The following is a 16,226-nucleotide window of genomic DNA, read 5'->3' as shown; positions in this document are numbered from 1 at the left end:
CGCGGCGGCGGGGCCTACGCGAAGGTCGCCAGCAGCGCGTCGGTCAGGCCGGGCACCAGGTCCGGGCCGGTCAGCACCTCGCGGGCGACGTCCTTGGAGCGCAGCCGCAGGGCGATCTCCTTCTTGCCGTCGCGCAGCACGGCGGCGGTGATCCGCACCTCCTCGCGGTCGGGGTGGTTGGCCACCCAGTCGGCGAGCTGGGCGTCGGAGGCGCCGCGCGGGCGGGACTGCTCGGCGCCCGGCGGCAGCATCAGGCGCTCGACGACCAGGGCGCAGCCGGCCACGGCGTCGGGCCAGGCGATGGTGCCGAGGAACTTGTCGAGTTCCATGCCGGCCGGCAGTTCGTCCTGCTCGATCGGGGTGAGGCCGCTCTCGTCGCCCTCGGCGAGGCCGAGCTGTTCGGCGATCTTCGGGTTGGCCTTGCGCAGGGCGGCGCTGTCCACCAGGGCGAACAGCCGGGCGGGGAGGTCCCAGCCGAGGGTGGCGGCGTACTCGTCGATCTCCAGCGCGGCCCGGGTCAGCGGGGTGGCGGCCGGGAGCTTGGAGACGTCGTCGGGGGAGTTGTTGAGATCAGACGCGTCGGACATGCCTCAATCCTCACACGGCGGGCGGGGCGCGCTCGCCGGGCGGTCCGCCCGGGGCCGCGGCCCTGGGCGGCCGGGGCGGGTGACGGTCGTAACCGTCTGCTAACGGTGGGAACTCGGCCAAAGCCTGGTTAAGTTTCTCTGACGACCTAGCCCATCCAGACGACACAGCCGAGGTGCCACCGTGGTCTTCCAGATGCCCGAACGGTCAGGGCCGGTGTTCCGGCGCAGGGTAGGCCCGCCCTCCCGGCGGGCGCGGGTGGCCCTGCTGACCCTGGGCGTGCTCGCGGTGCTCTTCCTGTTGTTCATCATGTTCGCGGGCTTCTGGACGGACTGGCTGTGGTTCCGGTCGGTCCGCTTCTCCTCGGTGTTCACCACCCAGCTGTGGACGAAGGTCGGCCTGTTCGCGGTGTTCGGGCTGCTGATGGCGGTGATCGTCGGCTTCAACATCTGGCTGGCGCACCGGCTGCGGCCGCCGCTGTCGGCGATGTCGGTGGAGCAGCAGAGCCTGGACCGCTACCGGTCGGGGCTGGCGCCGTTCAAGCGCTGGGCGCTGATCGGCATCTCGCTGGTGATCGGCCTGGTGGCCGGTGCGGCGGCCTCCGGGCAGTGGCGGACCTGGCTGATGTGGACGAACGCGACCTCCTTCGGCGAGAAGGACGCGCAGTTCGGCATGGACGTCTCGTTCTACGCCTTCGACCTGCCGTTCTACGAGTTCGTGCTGGGCTTCGCGTTCAGCGCGGTGATCGTCTCGCTGCTGACGTCGGCGCTGGTGCACTACCTGTACGGCGGGCTGCGGCTCCAGGGCCCGGGCCGTCGGGCGAGCGCGGGCGCGCAGGGGCACCTGGCGGTGCTGCTGGGCGTGTTCGTGCTGCTGAAGGCCGTCGCGTACTGGCTGGACCGGTACGCGCTGGCGGTGAAGACGGGCTCGTACAAGGGGGTCTCCGGCTGGACGGGGCTGCGCTACGTGGACGCCAACGCGTTCCTGCCGGCCAAGACCATCCTGTTCTTCGTCGCGATCATCTGCGCGGTGCTGTTCTTCCTGACCCCGATCCGCCGCACCTGGGCGCCGGCCCTGATCGGCCTGGGGCTGATGGTGCTGTCGGCGGTGCTGATCGGCGGGCTGTACCCGGCGATCGTGCAGCAGTTCCAGGTCAAGCCGAACGAGCAGGCCAAGGAGACGCCGTACATCCAGAAGAACATCGACGCCACGCGCCAGGCGTACGGGATCGCGGACGCGCAGACCACCCAGTACTCGCCGCAGGGCACGACCACCGCGGAGGCGCTCAAGCCGGACGCGCAGACCGTCGCGGACATCCGGCTGCTGGACCCGAACGTCGTCTCGCCGGCGTTCCAGTCGCTGGAGCAGCAGCGCAACTACTACGCCTTCCCGAACACGCTGGACGTGGACCGCTACGGCACCGGGCAGGACAAGCAGGACAGCGTGATCGGCCTGCGCGAGCTCGACCTCAACGGCGTGCAGCGCAACTGGATCAACGACCACTTCAAGTACACCCACGGGTACGGCGCGGTGGTCGCCAAGGGCAACCAGGTCGACGACAAGGGCCAGCCGGTGTTCACCGAGTCGGGCCTGCCGGCCTCCGGCACGCTGGGCGACTACCAGCAGCGGATCTACTACGGCGAGAAGACCTCGACGTACTCGATCGTCGGCGGCTCGAACAAGGAGATCGACTACACCGATCCCAAGACCGGCCAGAACGCCGAGTACACCTACACCGGCGGCAGCGGGGTCTCGCTGGACAACCCGCTGACCCGGGCCGCGTACGCGGTGCGCTTCGCCGAGCCGCAGATCCTCTACGCGGGGGCGATCACCGACGGCGCGAAGGTGATCTACAACCGGACGCCGAAGGAGCGGGTGGAGAAGGTCGCGCCGTGGCTGTCGATCGACGCCGACCCGTACCCGGTGGTGCAGGACGGCCGGGTGCTGTGGGTGCTGGACGGCTACACCACCTCGGACGGCTTCCCGTTCTCCTCGAAGACGACGCTGGGCACCGCGACCAAGGACTCGCTGACCAACCAGCGCGGTGAGCTGCTGACCGCCGCCAACCAGGTCAACTACATCCGCAACTCGGTCAAGGCCACGGTGGACGCCTACACCGGCGAGGTGAAGCTCTACCAGTGGGACGAGAAGGACCCGGTGCTGAAGACCTGGATGAAGGCCTTCCCCGGCACCGTGGAGCCGAAGGCGGACATCCCGCAGACGCTGCTGCCGCACCTGCGCTACCCGCAGGACATGTTCAAGGTGCAGCGCGACCTGCTCGGCCAGTACCACGTCACCGACTCGAACTCCTTCTTCAACGGCAGTGACATCTGGCAGACGCCGGTGGACCCGACCAGCGACACCAAGCAGGTCCAGCCGCCGTACTACGTGACGGTGCGGATGCCGGACACCAGCGCGGCGAGCTTCTCGCTGACCAGCACCTTCGTGCCCAACGGGCGGCCCAACCTGGCGGCGTTCATGGCTGTCAACGCGGACCCGGGGGACGACTACGGGAAGATCCGCATCCTGAAGATGACGGGTGAGAGCGGCGCGCCCGGCCCCGGCCTGGTGCAGTCGAAGTTCAACTCCCGGCAGGAGGTGGCCCAGCAGATCTTCGCGCTGAAGAGCGGCGGTGACGCCGAGCTGGAGTACGGGAACCTGCTGACCCTGCCGGTCGGCGGCGGTCTGCTGAACATCGAGCCGGTGTACGTGCGCGGTCGCGGTGCCAAGTACCCGACGATGCAGAAGGTCCTGGCGGTGTACGGGGACGACAACGTGGCGTTCGAGGACACCCTGGAGGCCGCGCTGAAGAAGGTGTTCGGCGGGGCGTCCCCGTCGACCACGCCGACCGTGCCGTCCGCGCCGGGCACCGGGACGCCCCCGGCGACGCCGACCGCGCCCACCACTCCGCCGACGCCGGCGCCGGGCGGGACGATCTCGCCGGAGCTCCAGAAGGCGATCACGGACGCGCAGAAGGCGTACACCGACAGCCAGACCGCGATCAAGAACGGTGACTGGGCGGCGTACGGCAACGCCCAGAAGGCGCTCGGCGACGCGCTGAAGGCGATCTCGGCGGCCGGCGGCGGCAGCCCGGCCGGGGCCCCGACCGGCGCACCGGCCCCGGGCGCCACGAACGGCGGATCGCCCCCGGCCCAGCCGTAGCCCGCTGAGCTGCGGCAACCGTTTTCCGTTCCACCCCGCGTCCGTGCTATGGTTTGACCACCGACGCGGGGTGGAGCAGCTCGGTAGCTCGCTGGGCTCATAACCCAGAGGTCGCAGGTTCAAATCCTGTCCCCGCTACAAAGGCCAGAGGCCCGGAGGATCCTTCCTCCGGGCCTCTGGTGTTTCCGGGCCGTTCACGCCCGGAAGCGGTGGGAACCGCTCCGGTACTATCGACCGTCGCCAAGGAGGACGGCCGCGGGGTTTGTGGGGTTGAAGTGTCGGGAAATCGACAAAGCGCCGAAGCAATTTCGTCGGCTTCGGGTCGGCCCCGCCGGAATTCGGCCGGGGCAGGTGTACGCGGGTACTGGGTGATGCGACGATGGGACACATGGGGGACGGTGCACGGTCGCTGACCGCCCGTCGGGTCCGGCGCCTCCCCTGGGAGTCCCCCCGGCCGCACGCCGGGGCACGATGCCGCGACACTCTGGGGGAGCGGGAGTCGGCATGAGGCTGATCGGCAAGTCAGGCGCCAAGTCCGCGGCGGCCGTCGAAGCGGACACCGACGCCTGGTCGGAGAGCGCCGAGAGCCCCGAGAACCGCCCCGGAGCCCTTCCCGCCCAGCGCACCAGCGGACTGTCCGAGCGCCCCCCGACCCCGGGCTACGGGCCCGACAGCCTGGTCCACGTCTCGACCCGTCAGTTCGCCGCCGCCGTCGGCGCCTACGGCGAGCAGGCCGACGGGGACCGGACGGCCGGCACCGCGCTGGACTCGGCCGGCTTCGACACGACCAGCTTCGAGACCGCCCTCGCCGCCCGGGAGTCCGCCGCCCTGGAGGCCCGCCACCGGCAGGCCGCCGACGCCGGGGACCCGGACGCCGCCTGCCGGCTCGGCACCCTGCTGCTGCGCCGCGGCGAACTGGAGGACGCCGAGCCCTACCTGCGCACCGCCGCGGCCGCCGGGCTGCGCGCCGCCGCCAACAACCTCGGCGTGCTGCTGCACCAGCAGGGCCACCGGGCCGAGGCCGGTCAGTGGTGGCGCCAGGCCGCCGTCTCCGGCAGCGCGCCGGCCGCCCACGCGCTCGGGCTGCAACTGCGCGACCAGGGCGAGGAGGAGGCCGCCGAGTACTGGCTGCACTTCGCCGCCGACCACGGCCACCCGCTGGGCGCCTACGCGCTGGGCGACCTGATGGAGCACCGGCGGGACGTGCGCGCCGAGCGCTGGTTCAAGGTCTCCGCCGACGCCGGGCACCGGGAGGCCGCCTACCGGCTGGCCCGGATGCGCGAGGCCGCCGGGGACAAGGAGACCGCCGAGGCCTGGTACCGCACCGCCGCCGCCCGCAGCCACGCCCGCGCCGCGCTGCGCCTGGGCGTGCTGCTGGAGGAGCGCGCCCGCACCGACCAGTCGCTGCTCGACGAGGCGGCCCGCTGGTACCGGCAGGCCGCGCAGAACGGGGAGCCGCGCGCGGCCTGTGCGCTGGGCTTCCTGCTGCGCGACTCCGGGGACACGGCCGCCGCCGCCGAGTGGTGGCAGGAGGCCGCCGAGGCTGGGGACGGCAACGCCGCCAACGCGCTGGGCGCGCTGCACGCGAGCCGCGGCGAGGCCGCCGCCGCCGAGCGCTGGTACCGCCTCGCGCTGGACGCGGGCGACCAGAACGGCGCGTTCAACCTCGGCCTGCTCTGCGCCGGCACCGGCCGCGAGCAGCAGGCCGAGCAGTGGTACCGCCGGGCCGCGTACGCGGGGCACCGGGAGGCCTGCAACGCGCTGGCCGTCGTCCTGCTCCAGCGCGGCGACGAGTCCGGCGCCCAGCCCTGGTTCTCCAAGGCCGCCGAGGCCGGCAGCGTGGACGGGGCGTTCAACCTGGGCGTGCTGCACGCCGGGCGCGGCGAGCACCAGCAGGCCCAGGAGTGGTACGCGCGGGCCGCGGCCGAGGGGCACGGCGAGGCGGCCCTGCAACTCGCGGTCGTCCAGGAGCAGCGCGGCAACCTGGCCGGGGCGCTGGAGCGCTACCGGCAGGCGGGGGCCGGCGGTTCGGCCGAGGGGGCGTTCCGGCTGGCCTCGCTGCTGGACCGGCGCGGGGACGCGGACGCCGAGGCCGAGCACTGGTACGCGGTGGCGGCGGACGCCGGGCACCGCCGGGCGCAGGTGCGGATGGGCGTGCGGGCGGCCGAGCGCGGGGCGCTGGAGATCGCCGAGAGCTGGTACCGGCGAGCCGCCGAGGCGGGCAGCCGCAGTGCCGCGTTCAACCTGGGGCTGCTGCTGGCCCGGCAGGACAGCGAGGCCGAGGCGATGCTCTGGTACACCCGGGCGGCGGACGCCGGGCACGGCCGGGCGGCGCTGCGCCTGGCGCTGCTGGCGCTGCGCCGGGGCGAGCCGACGCAGGCGGAGAACTGGTGCCGGCGGGCGATCGACTACGGCCCGGCCGAGGTGTCCGAGCGGGCCGGCCGGCTGCTGGGCGCGCTCAGCGCGGAGCTGAGCGCGTAACGCTCCCGGGCCCGAGCGGCGGCCGCCCGGTCAGGGGCGGCGGGCGGCAGGCTGCGTCAGGGGCGGCAGGCGGGGCACAGGCCGCGGTAGGTGACCTCGGCGGCGGTGACCGTGAAGCCGAAGCGCTCGTCGGCGGGGAGGGCGGCGAGGAGGTCGCCGCGGGGGTGGACGTCGCGGACCGCGCCGCAGCCGGAGCAGACCAGGTGCTGGTGTGCGCGGTGGGCGTTGGGGTCGTAGCGCTTGGCGCGGCCGTCGGTGGCGACCTCCAGGACCTCGCCGAGGACGACCAGTTCACCGAGCGTGTTGTAGACGGTGGCGCGGCTGATCTCCGGCAGGCGGGCCGTCGCGCGGGCGTGCACCTCGTCGGCGGTGAGGTGGACGTGGTCGCCGTCCAGGACCTCGGCCACGACCCGGCGCTGCGAGGTCAGCCGCCAGCCTCTCGCGCGCAGTCTCTCCAGCAGGTCACTCATGCCATCCAGAGTAAGTCAGGCTCCGGGATTGGTTCCAGTATTGACTTGGACAGAGTCCAAGTTAGGATCGTGTCATTACGACCGGATACCGCGGAGGCACTGCCATGACGACCCAGGACGAGCTGCGCCCGACCCTGACCACGGAGGCGGGCGCCCCCGTCGCCGACAACCAGAACACCGAGACGGCGGGTGTCGGGGGTCCGGCGCTCATCCAGGACCAGCTGCTGTTCGAGAAGCTCGCGCACTTCAACCGCGAGCGGATCCCGGAGCGCGTGGTGCACGCCCGCGGCGCGGGGGCGTACGGCACCTTCACCGTCACCGCCGACGTGACGCCCTGGACCCGGGCGGCCTTCCTGTCCGAGGTCGGCAAGCAGACCGAGGTCTTCCTGCGCTTCTCCACCGTGGCCGGCAACCTCGGCGCGGCCGACGCGGTGCGCGACCCGCGCGGCTTCGCGGTGAAGTTCTACACCGAGGAGGGCAACTACGACCTCGTCGGCAACAACACCCCGGTGTTCTTCATCAAGGACGCCATCAAGTTCCCCGACTTCATCCACACCCAGAAGCGGGACCCGTACACCGGCTCGCAGGAGGCGGACAACGTCTGGGACTTCTGGGGCCTGTCGCCCGAGGCCACCCACCAGGTGACCTGGCTGTTCGGCGACCGCGGCATCCCCGCCTCGTACCGGCACATGAACGGCTACGGCTCGCACACCTACCAGTGGCAGAACGAGGCCGGCGAGCACTTCTGGGTCAAGTACCACTTCAAGACCGACCAGGGCATCCGCAACCTCACCCAGGCCGAGGCCAACGTCCTCGCGGGCGAGGACCCGGACAGCCACCAGCGCGACCTGCGCGAGGCGATCGAGCGCGGCGAGTTCCCCAGCTGGACGGTGCAGGTCCAGATCATGCCGGCGGCCGACGCGGCGACCTACCGCTTCAACCCCTTCGACCTGACCAAGGTCTGGCCGCACGCCGACTACCCGCCGATCGAGATCGGGAAGCTGGAGCTCAACCGCAACCCCGACAACATCTTCGCCGAGGTCGAGCAGTCGGTCTTCTCCCCGGCGCACTTCGTGCCCGGCATCGGCCCGTCCCCGGACAAGATGCTCCAGGGCCGCCTGTTCGCGTACGCGGACGCCCACCGCTACCGGGTCGGCATCAACGCCGACCACCTGCCGGTGAACCGTCCGCACGCCACCGAGGCGCGCACCCACGGCCGCGACGGCCACCTGTACGACGGCCGGCACGGGCGCCAGAAGAACTACGAGCCGAACAGCTTCGGCGGCCCGGTGCAGACCGGCCGGCCGCTGTGGGCCGCGACCGCCGTCGACGGCGTCACCGGCAACCACGTCGCGCCCTCGCACGCCGAGGACGACGACTTCGGGCAGGCGGGCGCCCTCTACCGGCTGTACTCCGAGGAGGAGAAGCAGCGCCTGATCGGCAACCTGGCGGGCTTCATCGCCAAGGTCTCGCCCGGCCGCGAGGACATCGTGGAGCGGGCGATCGACAACTTCCGCAAGGCCGACGCCGACTTCGGGCAGCGGCTGGAGGCGGCGGTCCGGGAGCTGCGCGAGCGGTAGGCCGGACCGGACGAGCGGCGGCCCCCGTGACCGGCTGCGAGCCGGCCACGGGGGCCGCGACCACGTTCAGACCGAGAGGCGGCGCAGGGCCTCCTCGTGCAGCAGGCCGTTGGAGGCGACGGCGTCGGCGCCGCCGGGGCCCGGGATGCCGTCCAGACCGGTGAAGCGGCCGCCGGCCTCCTCGACGATGACGCAGTTGGCGGCCATGTCCCACAGCGACAGCTCGGGCTCGGCCGCGATGTCGACGGCGCCCTCGGCGACCATCATGTAGGACCAGAAGTCGCCGTAGGCGCGGGTGCGCCAGCAGGCGCGGGTGAGGTCCAGGAACGGGTCGAGTCGGCCGCGCTCCTCCCAGCCGGTGAGCGAGGAGTACGAGAAGGAGGCGTCCTCGATCCGGGAGACGCCCGAGACGCGCAGCCGGGAGGCCTTGGCCAGGCTGCGGCCGCCGAACGCGCCGAGGCCCTTGGCCGCCCACCAGCGGCGCTGGAGCGCCGGGGCGGAGACGATGCCGACCACCGGGCGCTCGACGCCGTCCGGGCCGTCCTCCAGCAGGGCGATCAGGGTGGCCCAGACCGGGACGCCGCGGATGTAGTTCTTGGTGCCGTCGATCGGGTCGATCACCCAGCGGCGCGGGCCCGAGCCCTGGAGGCCGAACTCCTCGCCGAGCACGGCGTCGCGCGGGCGGGCGCGCTGGAGCACGCCGCGCACCTGCTCCTCGGCGGCCTTGTCGGCGTCGCTCACCGGGGTGAGGTCGGGCTTGGTCTCGACCAGCAGGTCGAGGGCGCGGAAGCGCTCCAGGGTGACCGAGTCGGCCGAGTCGGCGAGGACATGGGCGAGTCGGAGATCGTCGTGGTAGTCGGCCATGTCCGAAACCCTAGCGAGCCTCCCCCGATCGGCACAGCCGGGCTCGCGGAGCGGGACGCGGCGGGCGTCGGTGCGGGCGGACGGGCGGGTGCGGGCGTGCTTGCCGCTCAGTGCGCCGTGCCGCTGAGCTGGAGGCCGATGACGCCGGCGATCACCAGGGAGATCGAGACCAGCTTGAGCACCGAGCTGGTCTCGTTCAGGAAGACCATGCCGTAGATCGCGGTGCCGGCCGCGCCGATGCCCGTCCACACCGCGTAGGCGGGGCCGACCGGCAGGCTCTTCAGGGAGAGGGTGAGCAGACCGAAGCTGCCGAGGGCGAACACGCAGAAGCTGACGGTGGGCCAGAGCTTGGTGAAGCCCTCGCTGAGCTTGAGGTTCACCGCGAAGCCGGTCTCCAGCAGGCCTGCCAGGACCACCAGGGCCCATGCCATCGCGTGCCCTCCCTGTCGGATCGAAGATCGGACCGTAACTCGGCCCGACCTTCCTATGATCGCCAGGGCGGGCCGCTCCGACACCTCGAACGGGTGACAACCTTCCCGGGGGCGGGAAACGCCCTCAGTCCGCCTCGCCCTCCTTGCTGGCCAGCAGGCGGCGCAGCGAGTAGAGCCGGGCGGCCTCGGCGTGGCCGTCCTCCACCCAGGCGTCCAGCGCGCAGTCCGGCTCGTCGTGGCTGCACGCGCGCGGGCAGTCGACGGTGCCGGGCTCCAGGTCGGGGAAGGCGTGGATGACCCGGGACGGGTCGATGTGCGAGAGGCCGAAGGAGCGGAAGCCGGGGGTGTCGATCACCCAGCCGGGGTTCAGCGCCTTCTTCGAGCCCGGCTTGGCACCGGGCGGCGGGGGCAGCCGCAGCGCCAGGGCGGAGACGGTGGTGTGCCGGCCGCGGCCGGTGACGGCGTTGACGTGGCCGGTCTGCCGCCGGCGGTCCGGGACGAGCGCGTTGACCAGGGTGGTCTTGCCGACGCCGGAGTGGCCGATGAACACCGTGGAGCGCCCGCGCAGGTGCTCGCGCACGGCCTCGGCGCCGGTGGTCTCCAGCTCGTCGCGGCGGGTGACCACGTAGGTGATGCCGAGCGGGGCGTAGGAGTCCAGCAGGGTCGAGGCCGGGGCGAGGTCGGACTTGGTGAGCACCAGCAGCGGCTCCATGCCCGCGTCGTAGGCGGCCACCAGGCAGCGGTCGATCAGCCGGGGGCGCGGCTCCGGGTCGGCCAGCGCGGTGACGATGGCCAGCTGTTCGGCGTTGGCGACCACGATCCGCTCGTACGGGTCGTCGTCGTCCGCCGTGCGCCGCAGCACCGAGCTGCGCTCCTCGACCCGGACGATCCGGGCCAGGGTGTCGGCGTCCCCGGAGAGGTCGCCGACCAGGTTGACGACGTCGCCGACGACGACGCCCTTGCGGCCCAGCTCGCGGGCCTTCATGGCGACGACCTCGCGCTCCTGCTTCGTCCCCGGGTCGATCAGGCAGGTGATCCGGCCGCGGTCGACGGTCAGCACCATCGCCTCGGCGGCGTCCTCGTGCTTGGGCCGGATCCGGGTCCGCGGCCGGGAGCCCCGGCGGGCGGGGCGGTTGCGGATGTCGTCCTCGTCGGCGTCCTTGCCGTAGCGGCGCATGTGCTCAGTCTCCGCTCAGAGGTCCGCCGCCGCTTCGCCGAGCAGCTCGGCCCACATTCCGGGGAAGTCGGGCAGGGTCTTGGCGGTGGTGGCCACGTTCTCGACCTCGACGCCGGGGACGGCGAGGCCGAGGACGGCGGCGGCGGTGGCGAGCCGGTGGTCCTCGTAGGTGTGGAAGATGCCGCCCCGCAGCGGGCGGGGGCGGATGCGCAGGCCGTCCTCGGTCTCGGTGACGTCGCCGCCGAGGTCGTTGATCTCCTTGGCGAGCGCGGCGAGCCGGTCGGTCTCGTGCAGGCGCAGGTGGGCGATCCCGTACAGGTGGGACTCGGAGTCGGCGAGCGCGGCGACGGCGGCGATCACCGGGGTGAGCTCGCCGACGTCGTGCAGGTCGGCCTCGATGCCGTGGACGCGGCCGGTGCCGGTGAACTGGAGGCCCTCGTCGGTGAACTCGCAGGCGCCGCCCATCCGGGTGTAGATCTCGCGCAGCCGGTCGCCGGGCTGGGTGGTGTGCGCGGGCCAGTCCCGCACGGTGACCCGGCCGCCGGTGACCAGGGCGGCGGCGAAGAACGGCGCCGCGTTGGAGAGGTCCGGCTCGACCACCAGGTCGCGGCCGATCAGGGCGCCGGGGGTGACCCGCCAGACGTCCTTCTCGCCGCCGTCCTCGGGGGCGTCGACCTGGGCGCCGGCCAGCCGCAGCATCTCCACCGTCATCCGGATGTGCGGCAGCGACGGGACCGGGCCGCCGACGTGGCGGACCTCGATGCCGTGGTTGTAGCGGGCGCCGGAGAGCAGCAGGGCGGAGACGAACTGGGACGAGGAGGAGGCGTCCAGCTCGACCGGGCCGCCGTCCAGCGAGCCGGTGCCGTGCACGGTGAGCGGGAAGGCGCCGCGGCCGCCGTCCTCGATCCGGGCGCCGAGCTCGCGCAGGGCGTTGATCACGCCGTGCTGGGGGCGCTCGTAGCAGCGCGGGTCGCCGTCGAAGTGCACCGGGCCGTCGGCGAGGACGGCGAGCGGCGGCAGGAAGCGCATCACCGTGCCGGCGTTGCCGACGTCGACGGAGGCCGGGCCGCGCAGCACGGGGGTGGGGATGACCCGCCAGGCCTCGCCGCCGCCGGTGCCGCCGGAGTCGTTGTTGACCTTCTCCTCGATGGTGACCCCGAGGGCGCGCAGGCCGTCGGCCATCAGCTGGGAGTCGCGGCTGCGCAGCGGGCGGCGCACCCAGCCCGGTCCGTCGGCGAGTGCCGCCAGCACCAGGGCCCGGTTGGTGACCGACTTGGAGCCGGGGATGGTGACGGTGGCGTCGACGGGGCTGGTCGCGACGGGGGCGGGCCACAGGGTCTCGGTCATGGGGCAAGTCTAGGGGCCGTACCGGAACGACCCGTGTCGCTCGGACGGGGGCGGCCTAGTGCAGGGGCTGGAGGAGCCAGGAGGCGCCGAGGCCCAGGCAGGCGAGGGCGACGAGCAGGAAGACGGTGACCCAGGCGAGGGCGGGGACGTGGGTGATCCGGGCCAGCTGGTCGGCGTCGGAGTCGCGGGCCCAGCCGATCCGGCGCTGGTGCTGGAGCTCCAGGACGGGGCGGACGGCGCCGAAGAGCAGGAACCAGCAGCCGAGGTAGGCGAAGCCGGCCTGGACCTCGGCGCTGCCGAACCAGGAGACCAGGAAGAAGGCGGCGCCGGCGAGCAGCACGGTGAGGAAGCCGAAGGCGTTGCGGATGCGCACGAGCAGGGCGAGCAGCAGCGCGACCGCGAGCCAGAGCAGCAGGGTGATCCGGTCGGCGGCGAGCAGCGCGGCGCAGCCGAGGCCGAGCAGGGCGGGGGCGGTGTAGCCGGCGGCGGCGGTGAGGACCATGCCGGGGCCGGTGGGGCGGCCGTAGGAGAGGGTGAGGCCGGAGGTGTCGGAGTGCAGCCGGATGCCGGCCAGTCTGCGGCCGGTGACCAGGGCGATCAGGCCGTGGCCGCCCTCGTGGGCGATGGTCACGGCGTTGCGGGCGACGTGCCAGAGCGGGCGGGCGAGGACGGTGAGCAGGGCGGCGGCGCCGGTGGCCAGGACCAGCCAGCCGGGTGGGGCGGTCTGGGTGCCGCTGACCTGGTTCCACAGGTCGCCGAGGGTCTGGTCGTTCGCGTTCATCGGTGTCTCTCCGCCTCCGTCCGTCGTGCCGGGCCTTTGTGCCGGGCCAAGTCGTGTGGGCCCGTCGCGCCGGGCCCGTCGCGTTGGGCCGTTCGGGGCAGCCTCCCATGGGGGGACGGCCGGGCGGGAGCGGGCGGTTGCGGTGTGGGGACGAGGAGGTCCCGAGGACCGGCGGCATGGCAAGCTGGCCCGCATGTGCGGTCGGTTCGCAGCCAGCAGCAAGCCCGAGGACCTCGTCGAGCTGTTCGACGTGGAGCACTGGGAGCCCGAGGAGACCCTGGACCCGAACTGGAACGTGGCGCCGACGAACAGCGCCTTCGTGGTGCTGGAGCGGCTGGCCAAGGAGCGGCCGCGGGCGGTGCGGCAGCTGCGGGTGCTGCGCTGGGGGCTGGTGCCGCAGTGGTCGGACTCCGCCGAGACGGCGGTGAAGATGATCAACGCCCGGTCGGACACGGTGCACGAGAAGCCCTCGTACCGGCAGGCCTTCGCCGCGCGCCGGTGCATCCTGCCGGTGGACGGCTACTACGAGTGGCAGACGGTGCCGGGGGAGCGCGGCAGGGCGCGCAAGAAGCCGTACTTCGTCTCCCGGGTGGACGGCGCTCCGCTGGCGCTGGCCGGGCTGTACGAGTTCTGGCGCGACCGGGCGGTGCCGCCGGGGCATCCGCGGGCCTGGCTGGTGACGTTCACGATCGTCACCACGGACGCCGAGGAGTCGCTGGCGCCGATCCACGAGCGGATGCCGCTGTTCCTGGACCGGGGGGACTGGGACGCGTGGCTGGACCCGCGGCTGACCGACCCGGACGCCGCGCGCCGGCTGCTGACGCCCCCGCCGCCGGGCGCCCTGCTGGCCACCCCGGTGTCGCCGGCGGTCGGCAGCATCCGCAACAACGGCCCGGAGCTCAAGGAGCCCTGGGAGGAGGTCGAGTCCACGCTGTTCTGAGACCGCCGCCCCGGCCTGGGGCCGCCGTTCCGAGGCCGTTCCGCACGCCACGTCACGTTCCTGGAGTCACCGAGATGAGCACCACCGAACTCGTCCCCACCGAGGCCGGCGAGGCCCGGATCACCTACCACCGGGCCGCCGAGCCCCGGGCCGTGCTGGCGCTCGGGCACGGCGCGGGCGGCGGGACCGGGGCCCGGGACCTGGTGGCGCTGGCCGGGCGGCTGCCGGCCCGGGGGATCACCGTGGCGCTGGTCGAGCAGCCGTGGCGGGTGGCGGGCCGGAAGGTGGGCCCGGCGCCGAGGACGCTGGACCTGGGCTGGCGGCCGGTGGCCGAGCTGCTGGCCGGGCAGGGGCTGCCGCTGGTGGTGGGCGGGCGCAGCGCCGGGGCGCGGGTGGCGTGCCGGACGGGGGCGGAGACCGGGGCGGTGGGGGTGGTGGCGCTGGCGTTCCCGCTGCACCCGCCGGGCAGGCCGGAGAAGAGCCGGGCCGAGGAACTGCTGGGGTCGGGGCTGCCGACGCTGGTGGTGCAGGGGGCGGCGGATCCGTTCGGAGGGCCGCAGGAGTTCCCGGAGCTGCCGCGGGGGCACGAGCTGGTGGCGCTGCCGTACGGCAACCACGGCTTCGAGGTGCCGAAGCGGGCGTCGGTGGGGCAGCAGGAGGTGCTGGACCTGATCTGCTCGTCGGTGGGGGACTGGGTGCTGGCGCTGCTGTGACCGCGGTCGTGTCCGTGTCCGTGCCCGTGGACGCGGGCCGCTGCCGCTCGATCACTCGTGCGAGTGAATGGTGTGGATGGGCGGGAATGTGCGCGGGGTGGCGGTGGTTGTCGTGTCCGTCAGCAACGAGTCACCGGTGAGAGGCAGGGCAGATGGGTTCGATCGCGTGCCCCGAACGGCCTGAGGAGCGCGAGGCCGCCACGGCGTTCGCCCCCTCCTGGTCGGAGTGGCTCGACGCGGGCGAGAAGCCCGTCAGCCCGATATCCTCCATTTCTGGGCGGCCCGCCGTGGGCCGTTCCCGTCATGCCGAGGAGGTGGGTCCGGTCGTCGGGACCGAGCACGAGGCCGACCCGGGCCGTGGCCCGGAGGAGGCCCTGCCTGCGGGTGAGGCGCTCACCGGTGAGGAGCTGGCCGAGGCGATCGGTGAGGACACCTACCGGGTGTCGGCGGAGGAGAGCGAGGAGGCCCGGCGGGAGCGCTTCGAGCGCGACGCCCTGGGCTACCTGGATCCGATGTACTCGGCGGCGCTGCGCATGACGCGCAACCCGGCCGATGCGGAGGACCTGCTCCAGGAGGCGTTCGCCAAGGCGTACGCGTCGTTCCACCAGTTCCGTGAGGGCACGAACCTCAAGGCCTGGCTGTACCGCATCCTCACCAACACGTTCATCAACTCGTACCGCAAGAAGCAGCGGGAGCCCCAGCGCACCGCGGCGGAGGAGATCGAGGACTGGCAGCTGGCCCGGGCCGAGTCGCACATGTCGACGGGTCTGCGCTCGGCGGAGACCCAGGCGCTCGACCACCTCCCCGACAGCGATGTGAAGGACGCGCTCCAGGCCATTCCGGAGGAATTCCGGATCGCCGTGTATCTCGCGGACGTAGAAGGCTTTGCGTACAAGGAGATCGCGGACATCATGGGTACTCCCATCGGTACGGTGATGTCCCGACTGCACCGCGGCCGCCGTCAGCTGCGCGGCATGCTGGAGGATTACGCCCGTGAGCGCGGGCTCGTCCCGGCCGGCAGCGGGGCAGGGCAGGAAGCGAAGGGCTCGGGCTCATGAGCTGCGGCGATCCGCACGAAACCGAGTGTGGCGAGGTCCTCGACCACCTCTATGAATTCCTCGACAACGAGATGCCCGAGGGCGACTGCGCAAAGTTGCGGGTGCACTTCGAGGAGTGCTCGCCGTGCCTGAAGCAGTACGGGCTGGAGCAGGCCATCAAGGCGCTGATCAAGCGTTCCTGCGGGTGCGACGACACCCCGGCGGACCTGCGCGGCAAGGTGCTGGCCAGGATCGACTCGATCCGGGCCGGGCAGCGCTCGGGCGAGCAGGTGGTGGTCGCGGTGGACACCACCGTCGAGGTGCACGCCGAGTCGGCCGGGCCGGTGCCCGGGTCCGGCGGGAAGGCCGAGGAGGCGCGGGCCGGGCAGGAGCCGGCCGAGCGGCCCGGCGCGCCGGTCGAGGCCGGCGCCCAGGTGGAGTGACGGCCCGTCGGGCGAACGCCCGTGCGGCGGCCGTGCGGACGGTCGAGCACCCGGCGCGGTAGCCCGTCGGCCCGCCGGCGAGGGCGGACCGACGGTTCGGACAAGGAGGGCAGCGGGGGAAGGAGGGGGGGGCGCTTCCGGTTCCCCCCCTCTCTTCCCTCTCCCCCCCTCCCCCCCCCCCGTACCCTCCGCGGTGCCACACCCCCCCTCCCATC

14 protein-coding genes and 1 tRNA gene are annotated in these 16,226 nt (G+C 73.0%); 8 read left to right on the top strand and 7 right to left on the bottom strand.

Annotated features, from left to right (window positions below):
* Positions 1-14: 14 nt before the first annotated feature.
* Positions 15-587: a PPA1309 family protein gene (locus tag ACZ55U_RS21180; protein WP_465527719.1), complete on the bottom strand. Its 573-nt coding sequence runs from the start codon at positions 585-587 to the stop codon at positions 15-17.
* 193 nt (positions 588-780) lie between these two features.
* Between ACZ55U_RS21180 and ACZ55U_RS21175 the strand changes: the two genes are divergently transcribed.
* The 3 genes from ACZ55U_RS21175 to ACZ55U_RS21165 all read left to right on the top strand — a co-directional run bounded on the left by ACZ55U_RS21175 (position 781) and on the right by ACZ55U_RS21165 (position 6,228).
* Positions 781-3,747 (top strand): UPF0182 family membrane protein, encoded by a 2,967-nt coding sequence (locus ACZ55U_RS21175; protein WP_465527845.1) that lies wholly within the window; start codon positions 781-783, stop codon positions 3,745-3,747.
* Positions 3,748-3,811: 64 nt separating this feature from the next.
* A tRNA-Met gene (locus ACZ55U_RS21170) sits at positions 3,812-3,885 on the top strand.
* Positions 3,886-4,251: 366 nt separating this feature from the next.
* On the top strand, positions 4,252-6,228 hold the full coding sequence (locus tag ACZ55U_RS21165) for a tetratricopeptide repeat protein (protein WP_465527717.1): 1,977 nt from the start codon (positions 4,252-4,254) through the stop codon (positions 6,226-6,228).
* A 56-nt stretch (positions 6,229-6,284) separates the two neighbouring features.
* Here the strand turns inward: ACZ55U_RS21165 and ACZ55U_RS21160 are convergent, their stop codons facing one another.
* Positions 6,285-6,698: a Fur family transcriptional regulator gene (locus tag ACZ55U_RS21160; protein WP_465527715.1), complete on the bottom strand. Its 414-nt coding sequence runs from the start codon at positions 6,696-6,698 to the stop codon at positions 6,285-6,287.
* Positions 6,699-6,802: 104 nt separating this feature from the next.
* Here ACZ55U_RS21160 and ACZ55U_RS21155 point away from each other — a divergent pair, with 104 nt between their 5' ends.
* Positions 6,803-8,278, top strand: coding sequence for a catalase (locus tag ACZ55U_RS21155; RefSeq protein WP_465527713.1), 1,476 nt, complete (start codon positions 6,803-6,805; stop codon positions 8,276-8,278).
* A 66-nt stretch (positions 8,279-8,344) separates the two neighbouring features.
* Here ACZ55U_RS21155 and hisN read toward each other — a convergent pair whose 3' ends face one another.
* From hisN to ACZ55U_RS21130, 5 genes are all read right to left on the bottom strand, one after another.
* Complete coding sequence (hisN, locus tag ACZ55U_RS21150) at positions 8,345-9,142, bottom strand: histidinol-phosphatase (protein ID WP_465527711.1); 798 nt, start codon at positions 9,140-9,142, stop codon at positions 8,345-8,347.
* A 107-nt stretch (positions 9,143-9,249) separates the two neighbouring features.
* Positions 9,250-9,573 carry a DMT family transporter gene (locus ACZ55U_RS21145; protein WP_380734797.1) on the bottom strand — a complete coding sequence of 108 codons (324 nt, stop codon included), beginning with the start codon at positions 9,571-9,573 and terminating at the stop codon, positions 9,250-9,252.
* A 124-nt stretch (positions 9,574-9,697) separates the two neighbouring features.
* The gene (gene rsgA / locus ACZ55U_RS21140) at positions 9,698-10,750 is read right to left on the bottom strand and encodes a ribosome small subunit-dependent GTPase A (RefSeq protein WP_465527709.1); all 1,053 of its coding nucleotides are present in this window, start codon (positions 10,748-10,750) and stop codon (positions 9,698-9,700) included.
* A gap of 15 nt (positions 10,751-10,765) precedes the next feature.
* The gene (aroA, locus tag ACZ55U_RS21135; protein ID WP_465527707.1) at positions 10,766-12,097 is read right to left on the bottom strand and encodes a 3-phosphoshikimate 1-carboxyvinyltransferase; all 1,332 of its coding nucleotides are present in this window, start codon (positions 12,095-12,097) and stop codon (positions 10,766-10,768) included.
* Positions 12,098-12,152: 55 nt separating this feature from the next.
* Entirely contained in the window at positions 12,153-12,878 is a 726-nt protein-coding gene (locus ACZ55U_RS21130; protein WP_465527705.1) for a M50 family metallopeptidase, read from the bottom strand.
* A gap of 193 nt (positions 12,879-13,071) precedes the next feature.
* On the opposite strand from ACZ55U_RS21130, the gene ACZ55U_RS21125 reads away from it, so the two are divergent.
* From ACZ55U_RS21125 to rsrA, 4 genes are all read left to right on the top strand, one after another.
* Positions 13,072-13,818, top strand: a complete 747-nt coding sequence (locus tag ACZ55U_RS21125; RefSeq protein WP_465527703.1) for an SOS response-associated peptidase — start codon at positions 13,072-13,074, stop codon at positions 13,816-13,818.
* A 74-nt stretch (positions 13,819-13,892) separates the two neighbouring features.
* Positions 13,893-14,531, top strand: coding sequence for an alpha/beta hydrolase family protein (locus ACZ55U_RS21120; protein ID WP_465527701.1), 639 nt, complete (start codon positions 13,893-13,895; stop codon positions 14,529-14,531).
* A 407-nt stretch (positions 14,532-14,938) separates the two neighbouring features.
* Positions 14,939-15,589 (top strand): sigma-70 family RNA polymerase sigma factor, encoded by a 651-nt coding sequence (locus ACZ55U_RS21115; protein WP_049655069.1) that lies wholly within the window; start codon positions 14,939-14,941, stop codon positions 15,587-15,589.
* Positions 15,586-16,011 (top strand): mycothiol system anti-sigma-R factor, encoded by a 426-nt coding sequence (rsrA, locus tag ACZ55U_RS21110; RefSeq protein WP_465527699.1) that lies wholly within the window; start codon positions 15,586-15,588, stop codon positions 16,009-16,011. The genes ACZ55U_RS21115 and rsrA overlap by 4 nt, the downstream gene beginning before the upstream one ends.
* Positions 16,012-16,226: the final 215 nt, after the last annotated feature.

This window comes from Kitasatospora sp. NPDC034533, from assembly GCF_055575155.1.
Note: the sequence above shows the minus strand (reverse complement) of the source record. Positions and strands in the feature narration are given on the sequence as shown.